Source organism: Pseudomonas paraveronii (assembly GCF_963681955.1).
In the GTDB taxonomy this organism is placed as follows: domain Bacteria; phylum Pseudomonadota; class Gammaproteobacteria; order Pseudomonadales; family Pseudomonadaceae; genus Aquipseudomonas; species Aquipseudomonas paraveronii.
In genome coordinates, this window is record NZ_OY817130.1 from 6,174,275 (window position 1) to 6,200,929 (window position 26,655).

General features: G+C 58.3%; 20 protein-coding genes and 1 pseudogene. 6 read left to right on the forward strand and 15 right to left on the reverse strand.

The features are described from left to right. Nucleotides 1-38: 38 nt before the first annotated feature. Entirely contained in the window at nucleotides 39-1,370 is a 1,332-nt protein-coding gene (locus U5A08_RS28720) for a DNA cytosine methyltransferase (protein ID WP_321849508.1), read from the reverse strand. 405 nt (nucleotides 1,371-1,775) lie between these two features. Between U5A08_RS28720 and U5A08_RS28725 the strand changes: the two genes are divergently transcribed. Further along, a complete protein-coding gene (locus tag U5A08_RS28725) occupies nucleotides 1,776-1,982 on the forward strand; it encodes a hypothetical protein (protein WP_321849509.1) in 207 nt (68 codons plus the stop codon). A 527-nt stretch (nucleotides 1,983-2,509) separates the two neighbouring features. On the opposite strand, the gene U5A08_RS28730 is transcribed toward U5A08_RS28725, so the two are convergent. From U5A08_RS28730 to U5A08_RS28745, 4 genes are read right to left on the reverse strand one after another with little or no spacing between them, the layout of a single operon-like run. Next, nucleotides 2,510-3,667 carry a TniQ family protein gene (locus tag U5A08_RS28730; RefSeq protein WP_321849510.1) on the reverse strand — a complete coding sequence of 386 codons (1,158 nt, stop codon included), beginning with the start codon at nucleotides 3,665-3,667 and terminating at the stop codon, nucleotides 2,510-2,512. Beyond that, the gene (locus U5A08_RS28735; protein ID WP_321849511.1) at nucleotides 3,664-4,554 is read right to left on the reverse strand and encodes a TniB family NTP-binding protein; all 891 of its coding nucleotides are present in this window, start codon (nucleotides 4,552-4,554) and stop codon (nucleotides 3,664-3,666) included. The genes U5A08_RS28730 and U5A08_RS28735 overlap by 4 nt, the downstream gene beginning before the upstream one ends. A gap of 10 nt (nucleotides 4,555-4,564) precedes the next feature. Continuing rightward, nucleotides 4,565-6,436 (reverse strand): TnsB C-terminal domain-containing protein, encoded by a 1,872-nt coding sequence (locus U5A08_RS28740; RefSeq protein WP_321849512.1) that lies wholly within the window; start codon nucleotides 6,434-6,436, stop codon nucleotides 4,565-4,567. 1 nt (nucleotide 6,437) lies between these two features. Beyond that, a complete protein-coding gene (locus U5A08_RS28745; RefSeq protein WP_425262815.1) occupies nucleotides 6,438-7,100 on the reverse strand; it encodes a TnsA endonuclease N-terminal domain-containing protein in 663 nt (220 codons plus the stop codon). Nucleotides 7,101-7,140: 40 nt separating this feature from the next. Here U5A08_RS28745 and U5A08_RS28750 point away from each other — a divergent pair. Continuing rightward, nucleotides 7,141-7,833: pseudogene (locus tag U5A08_RS28750) on the forward strand (ATP-binding protein); the annotation flags it as partial. 10 nt (nucleotides 7,834-7,843) lie between these two features. Here the strand turns inward: U5A08_RS28750 and glyA are convergent. From glyA to U5A08_RS28765, 3 genes are read right to left on the reverse strand one after another with little or no spacing between them, the layout of a single operon-like run. Then, nucleotides 7,844-9,109 carry a serine hydroxymethyltransferase gene (gene glyA / locus U5A08_RS28755; RefSeq protein WP_321849514.1) on the reverse strand — a complete coding sequence of 422 codons (1,266 nt, stop codon included), beginning with the start codon at nucleotides 9,107-9,109 and terminating at the stop codon, nucleotides 7,844-7,846. A gap of 25 nt (nucleotides 9,110-9,134) precedes the next feature. Continuing rightward, a complete protein-coding gene (locus U5A08_RS28760; RefSeq protein ID WP_321849515.1) occupies nucleotides 9,135-9,950 on the reverse strand; it encodes a YggS family pyridoxal phosphate-dependent enzyme in 816 nt (271 codons plus the stop codon). Further along, the gene (locus U5A08_RS28765) at nucleotides 9,947-11,188 is read right to left on the reverse strand and encodes a benzoate/H(+) symporter BenE family transporter (protein ID WP_321849516.1); all 1,242 of its coding nucleotides are present in this window, start codon (nucleotides 11,186-11,188) and stop codon (nucleotides 9,947-9,949) included. Before U5A08_RS28765 ends, U5A08_RS28760 begins: the two co-directional genes overlap by 4 nt. Before the next feature lie 143 nt (nucleotides 11,189-11,331). On the opposite strand from U5A08_RS28765, the gene pdxR reads away from it, so the two are divergent. Beyond that, nucleotides 11,332-12,831 (forward strand): MocR-like pyridoxine biosynthesis transcription factor PdxR, encoded by a 1,500-nt coding sequence (gene pdxR, locus U5A08_RS28770; RefSeq protein WP_321849517.1) that lies wholly within the window; start codon nucleotides 11,332-11,334, stop codon nucleotides 12,829-12,831. A 17-nt stretch (nucleotides 12,832-12,848) separates the two neighbouring features. On the opposite strand, the gene U5A08_RS28775 is transcribed toward pdxR, so the two are convergent. Both U5A08_RS28775 and U5A08_RS28780 read right to left on the reverse strand, forming a co-directional pair. After that, nucleotides 12,849-14,825 (reverse strand): methyl-accepting chemotaxis protein, encoded by a 1,977-nt coding sequence (locus U5A08_RS28775; protein WP_253400107.1) that lies wholly within the window; start codon nucleotides 14,823-14,825, stop codon nucleotides 12,849-12,851. 177 nt (nucleotides 14,826-15,002) lie between these two features. Then, a complete protein-coding gene (locus U5A08_RS28780) occupies nucleotides 15,003-15,923 on the reverse strand; it encodes a LysR substrate-binding domain-containing protein (RefSeq protein ID WP_253400108.1) in 921 nt (306 codons plus the stop codon). Nucleotides 15,924-16,075: 152 nt separating this feature from the next. Between U5A08_RS28780 and U5A08_RS28785 the strand changes: the two genes are divergently transcribed. After that, complete coding sequence (locus tag U5A08_RS28785) at nucleotides 16,076-17,491, forward strand: NorM family multidrug efflux MATE transporter (RefSeq protein WP_321849518.1); 1,416 nt, start codon at nucleotides 16,076-16,078, stop codon at nucleotides 17,489-17,491. 50 nt (nucleotides 17,492-17,541) lie between these two features. On the opposite strand, the gene U5A08_RS28790 is transcribed toward U5A08_RS28785, so the two are convergent. Continuing rightward, nucleotides 17,542-19,206: a putative bifunctional diguanylate cyclase/phosphodiesterase gene (locus U5A08_RS28790; RefSeq protein ID WP_253400110.1), complete on the reverse strand. Its 1,665-nt coding sequence runs from the start codon at nucleotides 19,204-19,206 to the stop codon at nucleotides 17,542-17,544. A gap of 255 nt (nucleotides 19,207-19,461) precedes the next feature. Here U5A08_RS28790 and rep point away from each other — a divergent pair, with 255 nt between their 5' ends. Both rep and U5A08_RS28800 read left to right on the forward strand, forming a co-directional pair. Beyond that, on the forward strand, nucleotides 19,462-21,471 hold the full coding sequence (gene rep / locus U5A08_RS28795; RefSeq protein WP_247401984.1) for a DNA helicase Rep: 2,010 nt from the start codon (nucleotides 19,462-19,464) through the stop codon (nucleotides 21,469-21,471). A gap of 58 nt (nucleotides 21,472-21,529) precedes the next feature. Then, nucleotides 21,530-22,102, forward strand: coding sequence for a xanthine phosphoribosyltransferase (locus tag U5A08_RS28800; RefSeq protein WP_321849520.1), 573 nt, complete (start codon nucleotides 21,530-21,532; stop codon nucleotides 22,100-22,102). A gap of 134 nt (nucleotides 22,103-22,236) precedes the next feature. On the opposite strand, the gene U5A08_RS28805 is transcribed toward U5A08_RS28800, so the two are convergent. The 4 genes from U5A08_RS28805 to alr all read right to left on the reverse strand — a co-directional run bounded on the left by U5A08_RS28805 (nucleotide 22,237) and on the right by alr (nucleotide 26,631). Further along, nucleotides 22,237-24,159, reverse strand: a complete 1,923-nt coding sequence (locus U5A08_RS28805; protein WP_321849521.1) for an acetyl-CoA hydrolase/transferase C-terminal domain-containing protein — start codon at nucleotides 24,157-24,159, stop codon at nucleotides 22,237-22,239. A 137-nt stretch (nucleotides 24,160-24,296) separates the two neighbouring features. Further along, nucleotides 24,297-24,710, reverse strand: coding sequence for a c-type cytochrome (locus U5A08_RS28810; RefSeq protein ID WP_253400113.1), 414 nt, complete (start codon nucleotides 24,708-24,710; stop codon nucleotides 24,297-24,299). A gap of 182 nt (nucleotides 24,711-24,892) precedes the next feature. Beyond that, nucleotides 24,893-25,441 carry a cupin domain-containing protein gene (locus U5A08_RS28815; protein WP_321849522.1) on the reverse strand — a complete coding sequence of 183 codons (549 nt, stop codon included), beginning with the start codon at nucleotides 25,439-25,441 and terminating at the stop codon, nucleotides 24,893-24,895. A gap of 116 nt (nucleotides 25,442-25,557) precedes the next feature. Next, entirely contained in the window at nucleotides 25,558-26,631 is a 1,074-nt protein-coding gene (gene alr / locus U5A08_RS28820; RefSeq protein ID WP_321849523.1) for an alanine racemase, read from the reverse strand. Between the last annotated feature and the right edge of the window lie 24 nt (nucleotides 26,632-26,655).

A 26,655-nucleotide genomic window follows, 5' to 3' on the forward strand; every position in this document is an offset into this window, starting at 1 on the left:
CCAAAATTAATTGTACTTTCAAATCTAAATCAGGAAGCTCACATGGATGTGGCTTCCTCTAGATAATAATTATTTTGATCTGCAACTTCCTGTAGCACAGAGTAAGATTGTATTTCCGACATACGCTCTGCTAACAACTCACCAATGGCCTCACCGACTAATGGGGGAACAGCATTACCCACTTGGGTGTACCTTGGACACTCAAGCTTTCTTTGTTTACCACCTGTTGTATATTTTCCCTGAAACGCAAACCAATCAGGAAAGGATTGGAGTCGTGCATTCTCGCGCACGGTAAGAATTCTCGGCTCACTATAATGGAGAATATCATCGGGCAACGTAGTAATAGTTGGAGCAGGCCTAGTTCGATCAAGAACTGTTGTGGCATGCTTTTTAGTCCCAACTAACTGTCGCTCGGACTCTGAAAGACTATAACCTGGACGACAAATAGACTGAATATGCTTAAAATATTCTTTTGTTTCGACTTTGTGTCTTGCTAGCCGTCTACTGTTAGGAGCGCTATTCTTGCTTCCCTTCCTCATAAGTTTTTGAAAAGGAGTTGGTGCGGTTGGTGGAATATATTCGACCTCAAGAAACCCGCTTATTCCCGAGTCCTGATTGGGTATTAGTCTTTTTCCTTCAACTTCAAGATCAGAGATCGCTTCACGGGTCGTGACGTGGTGCCCTGCCTGCAACCCCTTTGAAGATAAAAATGCGTGTCGATTTTCATGGAGCATTTGCAAAAGGCTACTATGTTTAGGAAAGCTTCCTTTTTTCTCACAGATCATCAAGTAACGATGGCGAGTTTGAGGCACCCCAAAATCGGCGCAATTTACTAGCCCTGGATAAACGTGATAATCCAGCGCTTCAAGCTTTCCGGCTACAAATTTGGCATACGAGGTTTTTCCCGCACTGGCAAGCTCTTCCGCCACTCCCCCTGTACCTTCGAACCGCATGTTGAATCCAGCAACATTTTCGATAGCCAAGAATCGGGGCTGTAAGAGCCCGACGAGACTGAGGTACTGCTCTGTCATTTTATTACGGGGGTCCGCTGGATCACGTCTCCCAGCAGTTGAAAATCCTTGGCATGGTGGACCGCCAACGATTAAGTCGATTTGCCCCTTAAGCTCTGATATTTTTTCAGGATAGTTAGAAAGTAAATCCTCGCAAGTCATTGCTTGTTTTGGAAGCCAATCGGGCCATGCGAATTGATGCGTAGCGCCTTCGATTAAATTGAATCGCAGCGTTTCAAAAGCTAGAGGGCTTTTCTCTATGGCAAATATGCCTTCGTGGCCAGCCTCGAGAAGGCCTAGAGATAGGCCGCCGCATCCGGCAAACACGTCGCAAAATTTTAGCTTTTTCAGAGTAGTCATCGCTTCAGGCTGGAGGAATAGATGGCCTTAGGCCGCTCAGCATACTAACAATATAGATTGTCGCATAGCTTCGGGGCGTAGCACCAGGAGTGCTTTTGCTCGATAAAACTCCCTATGAAAAATCCAAATAGGTTCGGTCGCCCACCGCAAAAAACTGGTGAGATAATTGCTAGTCGCGCACTCAAAATTTTTCCTCAATTTCGTTGAGGATTAGAGCACCGCATGCCAACGAACACCGCTGTTGACTCTCAAAGCAAGGGTCGATTTTTTGAATGCGCTTGGCGATCGGCTCAAAAATCGCACGTCCCAATCCGGTTTTTGGGATTTACATGAATGGATCAACGGACTGCCACTGCCGAACAAGCCATGCTAGCATCAAAGCGTACGACGGCTGGAGACAGAGAAATGAGCCAATGCATCCAACCAGATAATGGTTTCGCTGAAATAATGGCCGGTAAGCAGAAAAGACGTGACGCGCTGCTGCGTGCCGTTAGTCAAGCATCACCCGATGATATTGAGGCAGCAGCTCAACGCATTAAAGAAGTGATGCGGGAATCGAAAGGAAATCAACGCCGTCAGCGTATAAGCCCCCCTGCGTTTTTCGCTCGCTGAACGCGTCGACACTGCGAATTTACTCGCATAGCGTGCTAATTTGCTGAAGGCATCCTTCGCAAGCAAACCGAGTTTCGATGCTACAAGACAGTCGCAGTTATAAACCCGAGTACTCACATTATTACCGATGCAGTAGACATCGATTACCGGGCTATGGAAGAAACAACAATCGCTGTAAATCCCCCTCTCCGTGAATATCTAATCGAAACAGAGGCAGCACTATTGCCGCCCCTTATCTTGAGCTCAACTAAAAATAGAGGATGAGCCGGTTCAAGCATCTCGATGCAGAGTACTCTTCAAGCACATCAAGTGACCTGATAGTTTCTTCCGCCCCACACTGAATCAATGGCTTTAAAGCATCCTCAGGAAACCATCGATCTCGAAGGGCTTCAAATATTACGTCCTTGAATGCCGGATTTAGCGCATACTTTTTGGAGGTCTGGCTTTTCTTCTGGATGAGTAGGTCGTGCTGATAAAAAATGTTAAGCACGTGTGGCACACGTGCCGCGTACTTCTCATCGCTGTTATCACGAATTACGTGACGTCCATATCTGCCAGGCAGCTTTAGCACTATCACGGGGCAAACCCAACGTAACTCCTAGTAACTGCCAAGTTACTGTTTGCTGCTTATTTTTCAAATAATAGCCTGCGGCGATAATTTCCTCAGAGCTGAGTACGTAAGATCGACTATCTAAATACTCATCCGCCATACAAGCGAGCCAAAACGGAAGGGCACGGAAATCCTCCGCTAATCGGGAGCGAGTGAATTTCGCCAACGAACATAAGTTCAAAAAGCGTTTCGGCCAATCATCAGTTAACCAAATTACTGCTAATAACAGTGTCAATCGTTCCTTTGCACCTAGACCTTCAAAATCAAAATGCTTCTTTGGATCATCATTTCCTATTTTAATACCAAAAATTTCCCCGAGTTGCTGACGCAATCCATGACCATTTCGACCATTGATGACACCGATCAGTACTCGTATTCCTTGGAAGAATGGCACTCCACAGGGCGAGAATACATGCCAAAGATTGCTTCCGGGTTGCTCCAGAGATTTTATCGTGGCGACCAATCTTGAGAAGGAGCGTGCTTCTGACCAAAAAAGATGGTCTGGAGGCGTCTGACTTAAATCTACGTCACAACGATGGCAAAATCTTAGTGCCCCCGCAGGAATATCCTTTCCTCGACCGATTCCATGCCGATGGAACGCCACTGGGGTACTGCACGAAGGACAATACTCCCTCATTATACAAAGGTGATGCTCGCACATGGCATACAGAGCTAGCCGCCAACATCGTCGATAGTAAGGTACAACATCATCGCGCAAACATAACGGGCAAAACTGCATTCCAGCCCGCTGGCGTGTTCGGTGGAATAAGCCCGCCGGGATAATCCACGGAGAATTACCCGTTAGGGGCAACCGCTCAAAAAGAAAACCCTCATATGAGCTAAGGGTCAGAGACTTCAGTTTTTCTAGAGCCTGACCAGAACGTCTACTAATTACATTCAGTAATCCATCACTAGGATGACGATCAATATCTCGACTCCATATAGGTTCTTTATAGCCAAGATAAGCTGAATAGAACGTGTGCAAGGGCAGACCATTGGCGAAAGCCAACCGGACCATCCAGGACGACAGAATTTCATTGTCCTTTGGCTGCGGATGTGCGGGTAGAAGTATCAAGCACGCCCGGCTAAACGGGTTCGATCACTGGGAGATGTATATCCACAAGAATTTAATATATCATCGGTAATCTGCTCACAACCCTGCCGAATAGAATGTGTAGCTGCCAAGTTCAAAAGTGTAGAAAGCTCACCTATTGTTCCTTCGCACATTGCTAAAATCTTTCCCGCCAGTAAAGGCTCATGTAAAATTGATCGCTTTTTCAGCGGCAGAACGCGTTCGAATGACATTAAAAGCTGTCGAAACTCTTTATTCATCTGCCATTTTGGCAAAATCTCTGGAGTAAAGCGATTTTGTATCTGCGGATCAATGCTAACTGCACGTAAAAGATCACCAGTTCCACACCCCACAATTGATATTTGCAACTCATTACCAAGATATTTTATCATATTCAAAAATTGCTGTTGCCTTACAGATGCACCAGCTAGGATATTATGCAACTCATCTATAATTAAAACCTTGAGCTGGATACCTTTCAAAACTTGAATAGCTCTGGCCCGCTTAGCGTCTGTAGATGATGCGGGCACCTTTTCATATAACGTACTAAGTATTTCTGAATAGAATCCCGCCTCACTTGGCGCTGGAGGAGCTTGGATATACAGCACTGGTGCAATAATGTGTTCCCCATACGGATTTTCTTCTGCAAGATGTCGCTCGGCGAAGCTACGAATCAGTCTTGTTTTCCCATTATTTGTATTGCCGATTAATAGCATATTCGGCATCCGTGCCTCTCGAGGATGGCACACTAGGTCTTCTAATTTTCCCATTAGTTCCTGCGCCCGCGGGTAACCGATCCAGCGTGGCTTTTTTAACCATTGGATACGTGCGCCAGGCTCTAAATCAATATTCTCAATGGTTCCTGGGTGAAGATGACTAAAGTCTCGCACGGTTGTGCTCCTAGCTCAGCTGAATATCGTTGAACGGTTGAATATCGTCGTCCAGATCAAAGTCGATCGGAGCCTCCGCTGGGGCTCGTGGAGCTATGGCATGCACACTTCCCCAACCAATGCGCCGCTCGGCCATTCGGCGTTTCCTTTTTTCAGTAGCTCGCTGCTGTTTAGCAAGTCGGGTCTTTTCTATCGCAGCTTCTTCGATCTCCCGCATTTTTCGAACGCCTTGGAAAATCATTTCTTCATCGACGTGATTGACGGGATCATCTCGCAAACTCTTTAATGCCGCTCTCAGCTCCCATAGACTTATAGCTGGGCGGGAGCTATTGAAATAAGGTACCGGACTATACGTTTGACTTTCTGGATCTAAAAAATACACAACACTAATATCACGAGGATCACGGGCGAAAATAAACTTTCGGGCACTGTTTCCAACTGGCTCTATAGCTGCAACCCAGCGACGTAAAATAGGCGCGTAATAATGAATATTGTCAATAACTACTCCTTGCCGCTGCACTGTACGCTCCACATATGGAGTAAAATCCAACCGAAAACTCTCTTCATCTTCGATTGGCGCCATCAAGCCAATACCTGGTTGAGTAGCCGTACCATGTACGTACTGGTGATAAAGTTTTATTGGAGGTAAATCGTTAATTCCTTTGTGAGCTCGATGGTGATAGCAGTACACAATAAATACTGTAAACCACTGTTCAAGCTCGCTCAATGTCATGCATGCGCGACCTTCGGAATCATAATCAACTTTAGCCTGAACATTCGAAAACGTTGTACCTGGCAAACTTTGGCACTCGCCCATAAAAGTACGAAATGCTCTCTCAATATGAGGCCCGTAGTTAGGCTGCCCCTTTGGCCGATACTCAAGAATGATGCCATGCTGCTGGCATGCGCGCGTTAACATACTACCTCGAAACTCCTTGGCATTATCGAGGTGTATTTTATTCATTTTGCCATATATTGGCCATTCAGCAGGAATATCGCGCTTAGCAAGCCAGTGCTCTTTGCGCACTACCGCATGAGCGATACATAGACCCGCTGACATAGCACCTGGCGGATCTAGTGTCATTCTAAAACCCGTAACCATTTTGGTAGTTACATCAATTGCAAGCGTCAGATACGGGCGACCAATTGGAAGTCTATGCTTTTCATCAACAACTATCACATCGACTTTTGTATGGTCTATCTGTACCACTGCATTGGGATAGTCGGCGCCGGGAAACCTGCCCCGCAAAGGCTCAAATTTTTCCCTCGCTAACTTTGGGCTGAATCGCTTACGCAGCAGCTCTCGCTGTTCGATCTCACGCGCGCGGGAATAAACGGTGTTTTTGTGCGGTGGCTCAAGATCTACATCCTGGCACTCCTGCTTAATACGTCGATAAAGCTTGAGAACCGATGGTCTCTCCTGCTTCAAATAGTAACTCTGAATCTGTAGAGCAATGATCTGCTCAATTTCTTCGCTGAGTCGCTGCCCACCTTTGTCAGAACGAGAGGTACGAAGCAATGAAGACACCAGGCCAGTTTCTTCAAACCGACTCAACCAGCGATAAATAGTCGTCAAGCTTTTGCCTGCAGCTTCCGCTACACGCTTCACATCCTCCGTTTCCCGTCCAGACAGCATGAGTAAAGGACGGATAAGCTCATAGCGCTCGACTGCTTTATCCCACTCCTTGTCCTTCGCCATCAAATGAAGGCTCTGGGGAGATTCAGCTGAAGTCGGGGCGGTCGTCAGATCTGAGGTGTGAGCAATCTCAGTTTTGGCATCATCGACAGTGCGTAGGATTGCATCCGAGAAACCTTTTAGCTCAAGGACGATAGCAGGCTGATTGCGCCAGTAGACCAACTGGCCCGGACGTATAGTTTTCATGTTAACTATCCTGTTCTGCCCAAATGCGTGTGCGCATAGTCAGAGGCGCATTTAAATCGCATCCAATAATTCCGACAGCAACCATGTGCCAGAGGGAAGGGATCATGCGAGCACGATTGTTGGAGTCATGACAGAGAGCACACAAAAGCAAATCGGGGTCGGCCTCATCCAGATCCCATAACATTTGAAGAATCGCGCTACTCACCTCACAAGTGGGTACTCGCTCTCGGTAAGGCCATAGAAACTTCACGTTATCCAAATACGGTGTACGGATTTCACGCTCCGTGAAAACTTCGAAACGCCATCCTTTATCCAAGCAATAACTTTTGGCCGCTCGGAACTTTGGGATCAATAGCTTCCAGTTTTTTCGGAAATCCTCACGAAATTTCACTTCATACAACACTGGCACCGGACGATAAGACGATTCCTTGAAGTGAATCAATCCGTCGGGTGTATAGCTACGCTTGCCACCTTTCTCATCCAAAAACGTAATCGTAAGAGGCTGAGCAGTAAAGCCATCAACACGAGGGTCGAATCGCAGGATCTCCATCAGATCCCTCTCCAACGTCGACTCATATTTGCCAAGAGAGGGAACTGACCCAGTGACGCTGCGCCTACTAATACCTATGTCACGCACTGGTATTTCAGATTTGAGCTTGTTCATTCGCATCTTCCGCCAGAAACTCTAGCGATTTTTGCATTTACCGGCAGAAATTACAGGCGGGTCGAAGCCGCAACCGGGGGAAATCACCCTGGCCCACCACGGGGTGCTGTTCCTGGATGAGTTGCCGGAATTTGATCGCAAGGTGCTGGAGGTACTGCGCGAGCCACTGGAGTCGGGGCATATCGTGATCTCCCGCGCCCGCGACCGCGTGAGTTTCCCGGCGCGCTTTCAACTGGTCGCCGCGATGAACCCCTGCCCTTGCGGTTACATGGGCGACCCCAGCGCGCGCTGTCGCTGTACGCCGGAGCAGATCCAGCGCTACCGCAACAAACTCTCCGGGCCGCTGCTGGACCGGATCGACCTGCACCTGACCGTCGCCCGCGAAATCACCGCACTGAACCCGGCCCCGCAGCCCGGCGACAACACGTCCACCGCCTCGGCGCTGGTTGCCCAGGCACGGGAACGCCAGCATCAGCGCCAGGGCTGCGCCAATGCGTTCCTGGATCTACCGGGGTTGCGCCAGCATTGTGCGCTGTCCAAGCCGGACGAAGCCTGGCTGGAAAGCGCCTGCGAGCGCCTGACCCTGTCCCTTCGAGCAGCCCACCGCCTGCTCAAGGTCGCCCGCACTCTGGCGGATCTGGAACGCGCCGACACTATCTGCCGCCCCCACATTGCCGAAGCCCTGCAATACCGGCCCTCGGCCTCCAGCCAAGTCGACTGCGCAAACGCTTAGACATAAAAAATCAGCGATAAACCGGGTACCGGCGGCACAGCGCAATCACCTGTTCACGCACCTGATGTGCAACGCTCTCGCTCTCCCCGCGCTCCAGAGCGTCGAGTACATCGCACAGCCAAGCGGCCAGTTGCTCGCACTCGAACACGCCGAAACCGCGGGTCGTGACGGCGGGCGTGCCGATGCGCAGCCCCGAGGTGACAAAGGGGGAGCGCGGATCGTTGGGCACCGAATTCTTGTTGGCGGTGATGCCGGCGTTGCTCAGGGCCGCATCGGCGTCTTTGCCGGTGTAGGGCCGGTCGGACAGGTCGATCAGCATCATGTGGTTATCGGTGCCACCCGAGACAATCCTGTAACCGCGCCGCTGCAACACGGCCGCCATGGCCCGGGCATTGACCACGACCTGGGCCTGGTAGGTTTTGAACTCGGGCCTCAAGGCTTCCTTGAAGGCCACCGCCTTGGCGGCAATCTGATGCATCAACGGCCCGCCCTGAACACCCGGAAATACCGCCGAATCGAGCTTTTTGTAAAACGCTGCGTCCTGGCCCTTGGACAAAATCAACCCGCCTCGCGGGCCACGCAAGGTTTTGTGCGTGGTGCTGGTGACCACATGGGCGTGCGGCAACGGGTCCGGGTATTCGCCAGCCGCGACCAGCCCGGCGATGTGAGCCATGTCGACCCAGAAAATCGCACCGACCTTGTCGGCAATCACCCGCATGCGCGCCCAGTCTTTGTACCGCGAGTAGGCAGAGAACCCGCCGATCAGCATCTTCGGCCGCGTTTCCACAGCGATGCGCTCCATCTCGTCGTAGTCGAGCAAGCCCGTCTGCGGATCAAGCCCATAAGGCACGATGTGGTAATGCCGGCCCGAAAAGTTAGAGGGATTGCCGTGGGTCAGGTGACCGCCCTGGGCCAGGTTCATGCCCATCACCGTATCGCCGGGGTTGATCAAGGCCAGGAACACCGCGGCGTTTGCCTGGGCGCCCGCATGGGGCTGCACGTTGGCGTAATCGCAGTCGAACAGGGCCTTGACCCGTTCGATGGCCAGGCGTTCGGCCACATCGACGTATTCGCAGCCGCTGTAGTAGCGCTTGCCGGGATAACCCTCGGCGTATTTGTTGGTCAATACCGTGCTCTGGAGGCTCATGACCAGCGGGCTGGCGTAGTTTTCGGAAGCGATCAGTTCGACATGGTCTTCCTGACGGCGCTCCTCGTTATGAATCGCCTCACACAACTGCGGGTCGAAGCTTTCAAGTGTCAATGTTGAGTCGTACATGATGAACAGGTCCTTGCTGAAAAAGTCAGGTCGTTGACGGTTGATCGGCGCTCGGCCAGTAGTAGTCATCCGGCATGGCGCGGGCGCCGAAGATGGCCTGGCCGACGCGGACAACGGTCGCGCCTTCCTCGATGGCGATCTCGAAATCCCCGGACATGCCCATCGACAACTCCTCCAGGCTGACGCCCGCCGGGGCGTGATCGCGCAGGCGCTCGCGCAGTTCGCGCAGCCGCACAAAGCACGGGCGCACGCGGGCCACGTCGGCCGAGAACAACGCCAGCGTCATCAGCCCGCGAACGCGCAAGGCCGGGAATGCCGGCAGGGCCTGCAGAAAGTCCGCGACGGCGTGCGGCTCCAGGCCGTATTTGCTGGCTTCCCCGGAGGTATTCACCTGCACGAACACATCCAGTTGGCGCCCTTCGATCTGCAGGCGACGATCCAGCGCCTCGGCCACTCGCAGGCTGTCCAGCGCCTGGAACTCACTGGCAAAACGCGCGACCTGCTTGGCTTTGTTGGTTTGCAGGTGGCCGATCACCGACCACTGCAGATCGGCCAGGTCGCCCATGGCCTGCCATTTGCGCTGGGCTTCCTGCACCTTGTTCTCACCCAGCAGCCGACAGCCCGCCGCATACGCCAGGCGCAGGTGCGCCTCGTCAAAGGTTTTGCTCACCGGCAACAAGCGCACGCTCGCCGGGTCGCGCCCGACCCGCGCACAGGCACTGGCGATACGTTGCTGTACGGCCGCCAGATTGCGCCGAAAATCCTCCACGCTGGTGGCCTGCGGGTAACGCCCGTGACGCGCATGCAGGGTGGCGAGGGCTTGCGCTTCGGCGCGCATCATTGGGCCGCTTCCTTGGCCACCGCCACCGCCTCGGAAACCGCTGCACGACGACGTGGCAAGCGGCCGTTGAGCAGCGCATACGCGGCCAATCCGATCAACAACCCCCAAAACGCGCCACCGATGCCCAACAGGGTGATGTTGGCGGCGCACGCCAGAAAGGTGATCAGCGCGGCTTCACGCGACCTGACGTCCGCCATCGCGTTGGCCAGACTGGCGCCGATGGTGCCCAGCAAGGCCAAGCCGGCCAGCGTGGTGATGAACGCCGGCGGGAACGCCATGAATACGGCGGCCAGCGTCACCCCGAACACCCCGACGAGGATGTAGAACACCCCAGCGGCAACCCCGGCGACCCAGCGCTTGGACGGGTCCTCCGAGGCTTCCTTGCCCGTGCAGATGGCCGCCGTGATCGCCGCGACGTTGAACGCGTGCGAGCCGAACGGCGCCATCAACAGCGAACCCAGCCCGGTCACTGTCAGGATCGGGTTGGCGCTGGTCTTGAAACCATCATTGCGCAACACCAGCATGCCCGGCATGTACTGGCCCGTTAGCGTGATCAGAAACAGCGGCAGCGCCACACTGAGCAACGCATTGAGCGAAAACTCGGGCCGGGTGAATACCGGCGTCGCCAGTTGCAGGGACAGGCCCGACAGGTCCACCCGCCCCTGCACCAGCAGGAATCCCAAGCCCAGCAGCAGAATCCCGACCACGGCGTAGCGCGCAGTAAAGCGCTTGAGCCCGACGTAAGCGGCGATCAGCAACCCAACCAACACAGGGTCGAGGCTCATGCCACCAAACGCGCCGATACCGAACTGCAGCAGAATTCCCGCCAGCATGGCCGCCGCGATGCCCGGCGGAATCAGCCGGATGACTTTTTCGAAACAGCCGGACAGCCCCAGCAGCACAAACGCCACGGCTGAAACGATGTACGCGCCGACCGCCTCGGCGTAAGGCGTGGCAGACAGCGCGACCACCAGAAACGCCGCAGCGGGCGTCGACCAGGCGGTGATGATCGGCTCACGGCTCACCCAACTCAGAAACAGCCCGGTCACCCCCACACCGATCGACACCGACCAGACCCACGAAGCGGTCAGCTCGGGACTCAGCCCAGCCACCTTGGCCGCCTGGAACACCAGAATGAACGTGCCGCCATAATTGACGATGACCGAAATCAGCCCGGCCACGATGGGGTGGAACAGGTCGCGCAGGCGCAGCGACGACGGCGATATTGACGAAGACATAGATACTTAGCTCCTTGCCAGGCGAGGGGTTGAGCCATCGCGTGATGGGCCATTGGCCGGCGTGAAGGCCGTGGCGCAGGTCGAAGTCTACGGATAGACTGGCCTGCCAATACCAGCCAATTCTTCAAGACAAGGCAGACCGCATGGCGAAAACCTTCGAGCTGGAAACCCTGCAAATGCGCCTCAACGATGCGCAATTCCAGCGGTTGGGCCTGCACCAGCGCATTCAACGAGCCCTGCGCGCCTTGATCCTCGACGGCGCGCTGGCACCCGGTCTGAAGCTGCCGGCGACGCGGGTGTTGGCCAAGTCGTTGGGGATCGCGCGCGATACGGTGGAGAACGCCTACGTGCAGTTGCAGCGCGATGGTTTTATCGTGCGCCGCGAAGGTTCCGGCAGTTACGTGTGCGAGGCCATCGGCACCGAATTGCGCGGTACCTCGCGCCGCCGCATCAAGGCGCAGGCCGTCAAAACCAGCCAGGCGGCTCCCGGTGCCGGCTTGAGCCAGCGCGGGCGGATGATCCTCGACAGCGGCGGCGTGGCCGACCAACAGGTGATCAAGGCATTTGCCACGGGCCTGCCCGAAACCCGCTCGTTCCCGACCGAGGTCTGGGAGCGCCTGCAGCGCCAGGTGATGAAGGACTATCGCAGCAGCGTGCTGTTGCACGGCGACCCGCAAGGGGCCGAGTCGTTACGCAAAGCCATCGCCACCTATTTGAACCTTGAGCGTGGAGCCAAGTGCTCGCCCGACCAGGTCCTGGTGCTGAGCAGTACGCGCCAGGCGCTGTTTCTGTGCGCGCAGTTGCTGGTGGACGTCGGCAAACCGATCCTGCTGGAGAACCCGGGCTACTACGGCGCCCGGAAGGCCTTCGAAACCGCCGAGGCCAAGGTCGTGCCGATCGATGTCGATGAGTCGGGCATCCGCACCGACCTGCTGCACGCCGACCGCAGCGGCGCCACGTGCGTGTATGTCACGCCCTCGCATCAATACCCGACCGGCGCCACGCTGACCCTGGAACGGCGTCTTGAGTTGATCAACTGGGCTGCGGAAAAAGGCAAATGGGTCATCGAAGATGACTACGACAGCGAGTTTCACTACGCCGGCAAACCCACGGCCTGTGTGCAGGGCCTGGACAAGTATCAGCGCACGCTATACCTCGGCACCTTCAGCAAGACCCTGTTCCCCGGCCTGCGCATGGGCTACATGGTGCTGCCCCCTGAACTGGTCAAGGCCTTCACCTATGCGCGCAGCATGATGGACGGCCACACCCCGCAAATCCTGCAACTGACGCTGGCGCGCTTTATGGAGGACGGTCATTACAACGCCCATGTCCGTGCGATGCGCAAACTCTACGCCGGGCGCCAAGCCATCATGCTCGACGCCATCGGCAAGCACCTGGGCGATGTCGTCACGGCATGCCGGCCCCAGGGCGGGCTGCAAATCCCTTGCGTGCTGCATGAGGGTTGGTCGGAAGAAAAAACCATCCGCCAGGCCGCCAACGCGGGCGTGCAACTGGCCGGCCTCAGCCGGCTGTATGCCGGTGCCGCCACGCAACAGGGATGGCTATTGGGCTATTCGTCCTTGACCGCCCATGAAATCGAAACCGCCATGCTGCGCCTGGCTAACGCGCTCAAGGCGCGCTAGCCGCTCCAGGCGCGCCTTCAACGAAACCGATCGACCTCTTGGCGCAAGCTCGCCGCCAGCGTCTCCAGCTCCTTGGCGGTAATCGCCAGGTTCGACACCACTTCGCGTTGCTCGCTGTTGGCCAGCGCAATGCTCTGCAGGTTGCTGCTCAGCAACGTCGCCGTGCTGCTCTGCTCCTGGGTGGCGGTGGTGATCGCGGCGAATTGCTGCCCGGCCGAGCGGCTTTGCTCGTCGATGCGTGCCAGGGCCGACGCCACGTCGGCGTTGCGTGACAGGCCTTCCTGCATCAGCGCATTGCCCTGTTCCATGGTGCTGATGGCGTTACCGGTTTCCTGCTGGATGCTTTGGATCATCCCGGAAATTTCATCGGTGGCCTGGCGGGTGCGCGAGGCCAGGTTGCGCACTTCGTCGGCGACCACGGCAAACCCACGGCCTTGCTCGCCAGCGCGGGCGGCTTCGATGGCGGCGTTGAGCGCCAGCAGGTTGGTCTGTTCGGCGATCGCGGTGATCACGCCGACGATCCCGCCGATTTCCTGGGAGCGCTGGCCCAAGGTGTTGATCACCGTGGCCGTGCTGTTCAGGGCGGTGGCGATGTGTTCCAGGGACGACGAGGCCTGATCCATCGAGTTGCGGCCGATGCGCGTCTGCTGGGCGTTTTCCTGGGCCAGGCGTTCGGTGTTGCCCATGTTGTCGGCGATGTTCAGCGAGGTGGCGCTGAATTCTTCCACCGCGCCAGCCATGCTGGTGATCTCGCCAGACTGCTGCTCCATGCCCTCATAGGCACCGCCGGACAAGCCGGACAACGCCTGGGCGCGGCCGTTGACTTCCTCGGAGGCCTTGCGGATATGCGACACCATGGTCGACAACGCTTCTCCCATCTGGTTGAAGCTGCGCGCCAGTTGGCCGATCTCGTCATGGCTGGACACGTTCAAGCGCGCGCTCAAATCACCGGCGCCCAAGGCTTCGGCCTGGCGTACCAGGTCGCTCAACGGCGCCAGTTTGCTGCGCAACAACCACACCGTCGCGCCCACCGCCAGCAGCATCGCCAGCAGGCTGCCGATCACCAGGCGAGTGCCCACCGACCACGTGACCGCGCGGATCTCGGCTTTCGGCATGCTCGCCACTACCGCCCAGGGGCCGCCGTCAAACGGCACCGAGACGCTGTAGAAATCTTCGTGCTTGTCGCTCCAGAAGCGGCCCTTGCCGGGGGCCTTGGCCAGGTCCAGCATCACCGCAACAGCCTGGTCCGGCGCCTGCACCCCGGCCGGCGGCACCAGCCAGTGTTTCTGCTCATCGAGCAGCGCCAGCGAACCGGTCTGGCCGATGCGGAAGCGCTTGAGGTTGGCGAACTGGGCGTTCTGCGCATCGGTGTAGTCAAAACCGATGAACAGCACCGCGATGACCTTGCCGCTGGCGTCGCGCACCGGGCTGTACTGGGTCATGTAGGAGCGATCGAACAGCACGGCGCGGCCGATGTACGTCTGCCCGCCGACCACCCGCGAGTAGGCCGGCCCCTGGCGATCCAGCACCGTGCCGATGGCACGGCTGCCGTCCTGCTTGGTCAAGGAGGTGCTGATACGGATAAAGTCATCGCCGCTGCGCACGAACACCGTGGCCACGCCGCCGGACATCTGCTTGAATTCGTCGACGCCATCGAAGTTGTTGTTCAGCAGCACCTTGCCCAGGTACAGGCTCGGGGTTTGCACACCGGCCACGGCGACCGGCTGATCCGCCTGCACACTCAAACCGGCGCTGAAGCGCTTTTCAAACAGCCCGCTCAAACGCTGGGTGCTCTCGCGCAAGGTGCCGTGGAACGTACTGAGTTGGTCGGCCAGCAGGCGCGCCTCGCTGGCCAGGTGTTCTTCCCGGGTATCGAGGTTGGCGGAGTCGAGGGAACGCAAGGCAAAAACCGTACTGCCGCTGATAACGACAGCCAGAATCACGGCTAACGCGAGGCCTAACTGGGAGGCGATCCGAGCACGAGGTTGAGACATGACAGCTCCTGGCCGAGGCCTGGATCATCCTGATCTCATAGCGTTGCTCGGCAAATTTTCTAGTGAGATTCGTTGGTGCACGATAGTTCCAACATCCCTACTTCGGCGGACGATAGCAATACTTGAGCGAATCGCAGGGGTATCACGCAAACGATTGCAAACTCGCGCTGAAGCGCTTCAATCGAGACGTTCGACGACGGGCAAGACCATGGCCTGCACTTCGCCTTGCAGAAACTCCGCCAGCCGGCGCAGGCGCTCGCCGCCCGGGCGGGTTTTCGGCCACACCAGGTAATAATTTTCCCCGCTGGCCACGGCGGTTGGCCACGGCAGGCTCAGGCGCCCTTGAGCCACGTCTTCGGCGACCATCAGCAGATCGCCCATGGACACGCCATAACCCCGCGCGGCCGCGATCATGCCCAATTCCAGGGTATCGAACACCTGCCCGCCCTTGAGCGACACCTGGGCAGACAGCCCCATGCGCTCCAACCAGTTACGCCAGTCGCGCCGATCGGGCGTGGGGTGCAGCAACTCGGCGCTGGCCAGGCGATTGACGTCCCACGGGCCATCGCTCAACAAGTTGGGCGCACCGACTGGAATCAACAGTTCCGGGAACAGGTAACTGGCGTCCCAATCCGCCGGAAAGTGCCCGTTGCTCAACAGCACTGCGCAGTCGAAAGGCTCTTGGTTGAAGTCGACTTCATCCACGCTCATCCACGCGCTGGTGAGCTGCACTTCGTTGCCCGGCTGCAAATGCCGGAAACGACTGAGCCGCGCCAACAGCCAGCGCATGGTCAGAGTCGAGGGGGCCTTCATGCGCAAAATGTCATCTTCGGCGTTGAGGGTATGGCAGGCCCGCTCCAGCGCGGCAAAGCCCTCACGCACCCCAGGCAACAGCAGGCGCGCGGCCTCGGTGAGCTGCAGGTTGCGGCCGCTGCGCTGGAACAGGCGGCAGGCGAAATGCTCTTCGAGGGTGCGGATATGCCGGCTCACCGCACTTTGGGTGATGGACAGCTCCTGCGCCGCGCGGGTGAAAGAGTTGTGCCGGGAAGCGGCTTCAAAGGCCCGCAGGGCATAAAGCGGAGGAAGGCGACGAGACATAAGGAAAGCTCCGACAGCACAATGTCGAAACCCTACCAGAATCAATCAAGCATGAGTTTTAATCATGCGAGCAATCGCTTTTATCCCTTTGTGCAATGGGCTGAGAGCGCCGAGAATCAGCCCTTTCCGAATCTTCCGAGCATTTGAGCGTGATGATCATCCAACATCCAGCACGTACCGAACTCTGGGCCATTCTGCGGCTGGCGGGGCCGCTGATTGCCTCACAGTTGGCGCACATGCTGATGGTGCTGACCGACACCCTGATGATGGCCCGCCTGAGCCCCGAGGCCCTGGCCGGCGGTGGCCTGGGCGCGGCGAGCTACTCGTTCGTGGCGATTTTCTGCATCGGCGTGATTGCCGCCGTGGGCACCCTGGTCGCCATCCGCCACGGCGCGGGCGATATCGACGGCGCCACCCGCCTGACCCAGGCCGGGCTGTGGCTCGCCTGGCTGATGGCCCTGGCGGCGGCGGTGCTGCTGTGGAACCTCAAGCCGGTGCTGCTGATGTTCGGCCAGACCGAGACCAACGTGGACGCGGCGGGGCAATTCCTGACCATCCTGCCGTTCGCCCTGCCCGGTTACCTGAGTTTCATGGCCTTGCGCGGCTTCACCAGCGCCATCGGCAAGGCCACACCGGTGATGGTGATCAGCCTCGGCGGCACGCTGGTCAACTACCTGCTCAACCACGCGTTGATCGAGGGCATGTTCGGTCTGCCGAAACTCGGCTTGATGGGCATCGGCCTGGTCACGGCCATCGTCGCCAATGGCATGGCGCTGGCGCTGATGGGGTACATCCGCAGCAACCGCGCGTACTCGGCCTACCCGCTGAGCGCAGGCCTGTTGCGTCTGAACACCCAGTACTTGCGCGAGTTATGGCGCCTGGGCCTGCCGATTGGCGGCACCTACGCGGTAGAAGTCGGGTTGTTTGCCTTTGCAGCGCTGTGCATGGGCACCATGGGCAGTACGCAATTGGCGGCGCACCAGATCGCGCTGCAAATCGTCTCGGTGGCGTTCATGGTGCCGGCGGGGATGTCCTACGCGGTGACCATGCGCATCGGCCAGCACTATGGCGCCGGGCAACTGCTGCAGGCGCGCATGGCCGGGCGTGTCGGCATCGGCTTTGGCGCGGCGGTGATGCTGGGATTTGCCGCGGTGCTGTGGCTGTATTCCGATCCGCTGATCGGGCTATTCCTCGACCATAACGACCCGGCATTCCACGAGGTAATCGTGCTCGCCGTCAGCCTGCTGGCCGTGGCGGCCTGGTTCGAACTGTTCGACGGCGTGCAAACCATCGCGATGGGCTGCATCCGTGGGCTCAAGGACGCCAAGACCACCTTTCTGGTGGGCCTGGGTTGCTATTGGCTGATCGGCGCGCCGGCGGCCTGGATAATGGCCTTCACCCTGGGCTGGGGACCGACCGGCGTGTGGTGGGGCCTGGCGCTGGGCCTGGCGCTGGGCCTGGCCTGTGCGGCGGTGAGCTTGACCTGGGCGTTCGAGGCGAAGATCAAGCGCATGATTCGGCACGAGCCAGACGCTCAACGCTCATTCCATGCCGCGCAGACCGACTAGAAGTCTTGCGCGGTTGAAATGTGGGAGCGGGTTGGCAAATAGAGGATGAGCTAGCCCAATAAAGCCTGCTGGTCCTTGCCAAACGTCAGGTAATCCACCAGCTCCGGCAACGGCAGCGGTTTGCTGATCAGGTACCCCTGGGCCTGGTCGCAACCAAACAAACGCAACAGCGCCAACTGTTCTGCGGTTTCTACGCCTTCGGCCACCACTTCCAGATTCAGGTTGTGGGCCAGGTTGATCATGGCGTGAACCAGCTTGCGGTTTTCTTCGCGCTCTTCCATGCCGCCGACAAAACTCTTGTCGATTTTCAACAAGGCAATCGGCAGGCTGTTGAGGTGTACGAACGATGAGAAACCAGTGCCGAAGTCGTCGAGGGAAAAGCGCACACCGAGGCGACCGAGGGCGTCCATGGTCTGCTTGACCAGATCACTGCGGCGCATCACGGCGGTTTCGGTCAGCTCGAATTCCAGCCATTGCGCATCCACCCCGCGCTCGGTAATCAGCCGGCTGAGGGTCGAAAGCAATTGGCTGTCCTGGAACTGGCGAAACGACAGGTTGACCGCCATATGCAGCGGCGGCAGGCCGCGTTCGCGCAGGTCCTGCATGTCGCGCAGGGCCCGGGAAATCACCCAGTAACCCAGCGGAACAATCAACCCACTCTGTTCGGCCAGGGGCACGAATTCGCTGGGCGGCAACAGGCCGCGCTCGCCATGACGCCAGCGCACCAGCGCTTCGAGGCCGACGATATGGCCGTCGTCCAGGTCGAGGCGGGGTTGGTAATGCAGTTCCAGTTCGTCGCGCCGCAGCGCTCGGCGCAATTCACTTTCCAGGTCGGCCAGGCTGCGGGCGTTGCGGTTGATGCGTTCGTTGAAGATATGAAAGGTGCAGCCCTGGGTGCTCTTGGCTTGCTGCATGGCGATATGGGCATGCCACATCAGCGGGTCGGCGCCGGCACGCGCGCGGGCATGCGCGACGCCCAGGCTGCAACCGATCAGCAGGCTTTCGCCATCCACCCAATACGGTTCAGCCATGGCTTCGGTGATGCGCTCGGCCATCCATTCGGCACGCTGGGGTGCGCGGCGGGTGTCGATCAGCAAGGCAAACTCATCGCTGCCCAGGCGTGCCAACTGGTCGCCGGCTTCGAGCTGGCTCTTGAGCCGCGAGACCACTTGCAGGATCAACCGGTCGCCGGCCTGGTGGCCGAGGGCATCGTTGGCGTGGCGGAAGTTGTCGAGGTCCAGGTGACCCAGGGCCAGGCCGCGACCTTCGTTGTCGGCCAGGCGCGCAGCCAGCAGGGTCTGGAAGCCCTGGCGGTTGGCGATGCCGGTCAGCGGGTCTTGTTCGGCCAGGCGCTGCAGGGTATTTTCCAACACGCCGCGCTCGCGCACATGGCGCAGGCAGCGGCGCAGGGTGGCGGTGTCCATGGCATGACGGACCAGCCAGTCACTGACCCCCAGGGGCGCCACCAGTGGCTCCAGTTCCAGCAACAACACGCACGGCAAGCTGCACCGCCCCGGGCCGGGTTGCAGGTTGGGCGTGGTCAACAGCACGGCGCTGTGGTCGTCCTCGAACAGACGACTCACCGAGTCCCAGTTGGGCGCACTGATCAGCACCGCCCCATCGCCCATCGGCGCCAGGCACTCGCGCAACAATGCTGCCCACTCAGGCGCATCGGCCAGCAGCAGCAAACGCAAGGGTTCGACAGGCGTAGACAAGCTAGCTCCCTAGACTCTGCAAGATTTCGTTGGCGGCGGGCATTATGACGTGCGGCCTAGTAACCACCAATGATAATGTTTATCAAATACAAACAATGCGCACAATAGTCGCAAATACCCGCACATCCTGCGGCAAAGTAGCAAAAGCGGCAAATTTAGATCGAGTGGTACGTCACACCGTCGATCCAAGGCAGCAGAATCTTGCCAGCCTGTTAAAATGCCCGCCCTTTTGAACAATGACTCCCTGAACTCTGTATGTCCCGACTCAATCCCCGGCAGCAAGAAGCCGTGAACTACGTCGGCGGCCCTCTATTGGTGCTCGCCGGTGCTGGCTCCGGCAAGACCAGCGTGATCACCCGCAAGATCGCGCACCTGATCCAGAACTGCGGCATCCGCGCCCAGTACATCGTCGCCATGACCTTTACCAACAAGGCGGCGCGGGAAATGAAAGAGCGTGTCGGCACCCTGCTCAAGGGTGGCGAAGGCCGTGGCCTCACCGTGTGTACCTTCCACAACCTGGGGCTGAACATCATCCGCAAGGAGCATGCGCGGCTGGGCTACAAGCCGGGTTTCTCGATCTTCGACGAGACCGACGTCAAAGCCCTGATGACCGACATCATGCAGAAGGAATACGCGGGCGACGATGGCGTCGACGAGATCAAGAACATGATCGGCGCCTGGAAAAACGACCTGGTCCTGCCGCCCGAAGCCCTGGAAAACGCGCGCAACCCCAAGGAACAGACCGCCGCCATCGTCTACACCCACTACCAGCGCACGCTCAAGGCGTTCAACGCGGTCGACTTCGACGACCTGATCCTGCAGCCGGTCAAGCTGTTCCAGGAACACGCCGACATCCTCGAAAAGTGGCAGAACAAGGTGCGCTACCTGCTGGTGGACGAATACCAGGACACCAACGCCAGCCAGTACCTGCTGGTGAAGTTGCTGATCGGCAAGCGCAACCAGTTCACCGTGGTGGGCGACGACGACCAGTCGATCTACGCCTGGCGCGGCGCCCGCCCGGAAAACCTGATGCTGCTCAAGGTCGACTACCCGTCCCTGAAAGTGGTGATGCTGGAGCAGAACTACCGCTCTACCAGCCGTATCCTGCGCTGCGCCAACGTACTGATCTCGAACAACCCCCACGAGTTTGAAAAACAACTGTGGAGCGAGATGGGCCACGGCGATGAGATCCGCGTGATCCGCTGCCGCAACGAAGACGCCGAAGCCGAGCGCGTGGCCGTCGAACTGCTGACCCTGCACCTGCGCACCGACCGACCCTACAGCGACTTTGCGATCCTGTATCGCGGTAACTACCAGGCCAAGTTGATCGAGCTGAAGCTGCAGCACCACCAGATTCCGTATCGTCTGTCGGGCGGCAACAGCTTTTTCGGACGCCAGGAAGTGAAAGACCTGATGGCCTACTTCCGGCTGATCGTGAACCCGGATGATGACAACGCCTTCCTGCGGGTGATCAACGTCCCACGCAGGGAAATCGGTTCGACGACGCTTGAGAAACTCGGCAACTACGCCACCGAACGCAAGATCTCGATGTACGCCGCCACCGACGAAATCGGCCTGGGCGAACACCTGGACACGCGCTTCACCGATCGCCTGTCGCGCTTCAAGCGCTTCATGGACAAAGTGCGCGAGCAGTGTGCCGGCGAAGACCCGATCAGCGCCCTGCGCAGCATGGTCATGGACATCGACTATGAAAACTGGCTACGCACCAACAGTTCCAGCGACAAGGCCGCGGATTACCGCATGGGCAACGTCTGGTTCCTGATCGAAGCGCTGAAGAACACCCTGGAAAAAGACGAAGACGGCGAAATGACCGTCGAAGACGCCATCGGCAAGCTGGTGCTACGCGACATGCTCGAGCGCCAGCAGGAAGAGGAAGACGGCGCCGAAGGCGTACAGATGATGACCTTGCATGCGTCCAAGGGCCTGGAATTTCCCTACGTGTTCATCATGGGCATGGAAGAGGAAATCCTCCCGCACCGCTCCAGCATCGAAGCCGACACCATTGAGGAAGAACGGCGCCTGGCCTACGTGGGCATTACCCGTGCGCGTCAGACACTGGCCTTCACCTTTGCCGCCAAGCGCAAGCAATACGGCGAAATCATCGATTGTGCCCCCAGCCGGTTCCTCGACGAACTGCCGCCGGACGACCTGGCCTGGGAAGGCAATGACGACACCCCGACCGAGGTCAAGGCCGTTCGCGGCAACACCGCCCTGGCGGATATACGCGCGATGTTAAAGCGCTAGAATTGACTATTTTTTAATCTACTTTCGGCGCACTGCGCGCCATTAGAGGAAGCGTTCCGTGGAAGCACTGCACAAGAAAATTCGCGAAGAAGGCGTCGTGCTTTCCGATCAGGTACTCAAGGTCGACGCGTTTCTGAACCATCAGATCGACCCGGCGCTGATGAAACTGATCGGCGACGAATTCGCCGCGCTGTTCAAGGATGCGGGCATCACCAAGATCGTCACCATCGAAGCCTCGGGGATTGCCCCGGCGATCATGACCGGCCTGAACCTCGGCGTGCCGGTAATCTTCGCCCGTAAGCAACAGTCCCTGACCCTGACCGAAAACCTGCTGTCGGCGACGGTGTATTCCTTCACCAAGAAAGTCGAAAGCACCGTGGCGATCTCGCCGCGCCACCTGACCAGCAGCGACCGCGTGCTGATCATCGATGACTTCCTGGCCAACGGCAAAGCATCCCAGGCGCTGATCTCGATCATCAAACAGGCCGGCGCCACCGTTGCCGGCGTGGGGATTGTGATCGAGAAGTCGTTCCAGGGTGGGCGTGCCGAACTGGATGCGCAGGGTTATCGGGTTGAATCGCTGGCGCGGGTGAAGTCGCTGAGCGGGGGTGTCGTTACCTTCATCGAGTAATCGCTGACGGAACGCGGTAAAAAATGTGGGAGGGGGCTTGCCCCCGATAGCGGTGTATCAGTTACCAAATGTGTTGGCTGATCCACTGCTATCGGGGGCAAGCCCCCCTCCCACATTTGGTTTTGTATTGGTTTTTAGTGCGCGGTGGCCTGGAGGCCGGCGAGCAACAGCCGCTGATACACGTCCTCCTTCAAACCTTCAGGCTTATCCAACCCCATCCGCTTCAGATGCTCGGGAAACGCCTCCGGCTCCGGTGCATCCAGCGCCGCCTTGCCCAAGTCGAAAATCTCGCTCAGCTTGAATTTGCTCTTGAGCCAGTTCAACGCCCGCAGCAGATCCCGTTCCTCATCCGTGAAGTCAGTGCCCATCGGATACTCCGGAAACAATCGGCGATGCCGTGCCTGAAGGCTCTGCAGCCGCTCCGGGGTATTGTCGGTAAAGCGCGGGGCCAGCTGGAAATCCTGGGGCAACTTGCCGGCCTTTTGCGCCTGCTCGATCAAGTCGCCCTGGAACCTGGAGTCGGTGATGTTGAGCAACGCTTCGATCACCTTGGCGTCGGTCTGACCGCGCAAGTCGGCAATTCCGTATTCGGTGATCACAATGTCCCGCAGGTGCCGCGGGATGGTGCAATGGCCGTACTCCCAAACGATATTGGAACTGACCTCTCCCCCCGCTTCGCGCCAACTGCGCAGCATCAGGATCGAGCGCGCGCCCTCCAGCGCGTGGCCCTGGGCAACAAAGTTATACTGCCCGCCCACGCCACTGAGCACGTGCCCACCTTCCAGTTGGTCGGCAACCCCGGCGCCGAGCAAGGTCACCACAATCGCGCTGTTGATAAACCGCGCATCCAGACGCTGCAAACGCTTGAGCTCTTCCTGCCCGTACAGCTCGTTGATGTAACTGATGCGCGTCATGTTGAATGCCTGGCGCTTGGCGAGCGGCATGTCCTGCAAACGCTGGTAGAAACTGCGCGGGCCAACGAAAAAACCGCCATGGATCGAAATGCCGTCGGGCTGTGCCGCGTCATCGAGCAGACCGGCATTCGCCTGTTCCTGGGTCGCCACATCCGGATAGACCTTGCGCCGCACAATCCCGGCATCCGCCAATACCAGCAGGCCGTTGACGAACATTTCGCTGCAACCATAGAGGCCTTGCGCAAAGGGCTCGACGCCGCCTTCACGGCTGATCAGCGGCGCCCACTGGTACACATCGAGGTCGGTCAGCAGCAGCCGATAGGCTTCGTTATCCGCCTGGCGCGCGAGCAAGGCGGCGGTCAGCGCATCGCCCATCGAACCGATCCCGATCTGCAAGGTGCCGCCATCACGCACCAGCGTGCTGGCATGCAGGCCGATAAAGTGGTCCTGGAAGCCCACCGGCATATTCGGCGTGGAGAACAGCGTGGTGCTGTCCTTCTCATCGAGCAGGTAGTCGAATGCATCCATGCCCAGCTCCGCATCACCGGGCATGTAGGGCAGATCGGTGTGGACCTGGCCGACAATCAGCACGGTTTCCCCGGCGGCGCGGCGCTTGGCGATCATCGGCAGCAGGTCGAGGGTGATATCGGGGTTGCAGCTCAGGCTCAGCCGGTCGGGGTGTTCGGCGCTGCTGGCCACCAGTTGCGCCACCAGGTTCAGGCCAGCGGCGTAGATATCGCGCGCGGCATGGCTGTAGTTACTGCTGATGTAGTCCTGCTGCGCTGATTGGCTGTGAAGCAGGCTGCCGGGCTGCAGGAAAAATTGCTGTATGTGGATATTTTTCGGAAGACTGTCTTTATGCAGGTCGGCGAGAAAGTCCAGCTCGGGATAGTCGCCAAACACCCGCTCGGTAAACGGCTCCAGGAAGCGCTTCTGCAAGCCATCGCCCAACGCCGGGCGACCCAGGCTCAATGCGGTGTAGATCGTCAGCGCCCGCTCCGGCAGCTTGGCGATACGTCGGTACAGCGCATTAACGAACAGATTGGGCTTGCCCAGGCCCAGAGGCAAGCCCATGTGGATATGCGCCGGCAAGCGCGCAAGTACGTCGTCAACGGCTTGCTCGATTGAACATAACTGCACCATCCGACCCTCCTGAACATTTCGTGATTAGGGGTTGGACAGAGAGTGGCGGGTCTTTGCTGCAAAGAACAGCCTCTAAACATAAATCGAGGGCACAAAAAAGCCGCTCGTAAGCGGCATTTTTGACGAAGATCGCTGGATTACAACCCGGACATCTTCTTGATTGCGCCCTTCAGATCAGCATCCGAGCAATCAGCACAGGTGCCTTTTGGCGGCATGGCGTTGATACCCGTGATCGCCTTGGCCAGGATGCCGTCGAGGCCGCCCTGGTGGTCGGCGCGGTCTTTCCAGGCGGCGGTGTCGCCGATTTTCGGGGCGCCCAGCAGGCCGGTTCCGTGGCACGCACTGCAGTGCTTGGTGATGATCTCGTCCGGCGTTTTTGCACCGCCGCCGCCGCCCGCAGTTGCGGCGACTTCCATCCCTTTGCACTCCTGCCCCTGCACACACACTTGGCCAACAGGCTCCAGGCGCTTGGCAATGTCATCATTGGTCGCAGCTTGAGCGCTGACAGCCCATAGGGCCAGTACGGTTGCTGGTACAGCCAGCATTTTCATAATTAGGTTCACGCGTTCACCCTCAATGGTGGCTATTCACGCCTGCGGCCACGGTTTCGCAGGCGGCGAAAGTATAACGGTTAGCCCGCTTGGCTGAAACAACCCTATTAAGCAAAGGGAGATTCAGTTTCGCGGAATATGGCTGCGGGTGTCTCTGCAATGCTGGCAGGACGCCTCTTCTGTCAAAAGTTCGCGGGTGTGGCTGCGCTGATTAGTCGCGCCGGCACATCGAACGGATTGCGAAAACGATGGGGTTTGGTGCTTTCAAAGTAGTAGCTATCGCCGGCTTCGAGCACAAAAGTTTCAAGACCGACCACCAACTCCAGGCGACCTTCCACCAAAATCCCGGTTTCCTCGCCTTCATGGGTGAGCATTTCTCCGCCGGTATCGGCGCCAGGCGGGTAAATTTCGTTGAGAAACGTGATCGCCCGGCTCGGATGCGCGCGGCCCACCAGTTTCATGGTGACGGCGCCGTCGGAGATGTCGATCAGCTCGTTGGCTTTATAGACGATCTGGGTCGGTATTTCCTCGAGGGTTTCCTCGGAAAAGAACTCGACCATCGACATAGGGATGCCGCCCAGCACCTTGCGCAAGGAACTGATGGAAGGGCTGACACTGTTTTTTTCGATCATCGAAATGGTGCTGTTGGTGACACCCGCACGCTTGGCGAGCTCACGCTGGGAAAGACCCTTCAGCTTACGGATGGATTGCAGTCGTTCGCCGACGTCCAATGCGGGAGCCTCCTAGGATTCAGGCTTTGTTGTAATTGAGCGTTATCATGGCGACAGCGTTCAGTATTTACAACACTTGAGCCTAAATCCTCGCCAGCGCCGTTCGTAACGGCCGATCAAGCGCCGGAATAGAGCCTTGGCACGCGGCGCAGGTTGCAGAAGATCTGGTAAGGGATGGTCTCGGCGGCGACTGCGATGTCACTGGCGAGGATGTTCTTGCCCCACAACTCCACGGTGGAACCGAGGCCGGCCTGGGGCACGTCGGTGAGGTCGATGCACAGCATGTCCATGGATACGCGGCCCAGTAACTGGCTGCGCTGCCCCGCCACCAGCACCGGCGTGCCGGTGGGGGCGTGACGCGGATAACCGTCGGCATAGCCCATCGCAACCACGCCGATCCGCATCGGTTTGGGGGTGATGAACTTGGCGCCGTAGCCTACCGGCTCGCCAGCCGGCAATTCGCGCACGCAGATGACTTTCGATTCCAGGGTCATCACCGGCTGCAAGCGTGCGGCGATGGCCTGGTCTTCACCAAACGGCGTCGTGCCGTACAGCATGATGCCGGGGCGTACCCAGTCGCTGGGCACATTCGGCCAGCCCATCACCGACGGTGAATTACGCAGGCTGACCTCAGCCGACAAACCCTGGCGCGCCGCCTCGAACACCGCTACTTGTTCATTGCTGCGCACGCAATCGAGCTCATCGGCGCGGGCGAAGTGGCTCATCAGCACGATCTTCGCCACCTTACCGCTGGCCAGCAGGCGCTGGTACGCCTCGTGGTAATCCTTGGGATGCAGGCCGACGCGGTGCATGCCCGAATCCAGTTTGAGCCACACGGTGAGGGGCTTGCGCAAGGCCGCCTGCTCGATGGCCTCCAGTTGCCACAGCGAATGCACCACGCACCAGAAATCATGCTCGACGATCAGCGGCAGCTCGTCGGCTTCGAAAAACCCTTCGAGCAGCAATACCGGCGCGCGGATGCCCGCGGCCCGCAGTTCCAGGGCTTCCTCGATACACGCCACGGCAAAACCATCGGCCTCGGCTTCCAGCGCCTGGGCCACGCGCACGGCACCATGGCCGTAGGCATCGGCCTTGACCACGGCGAGGGCCTTGGCCCCCGTGACTTCACGGGCCAATTGGTAGTTGTTGCGCAGGGCTTGGAGGTCGATCAGGGCACGGGCTGGACGCATGGCGGCAGGCTTCTAGGCGGCAGA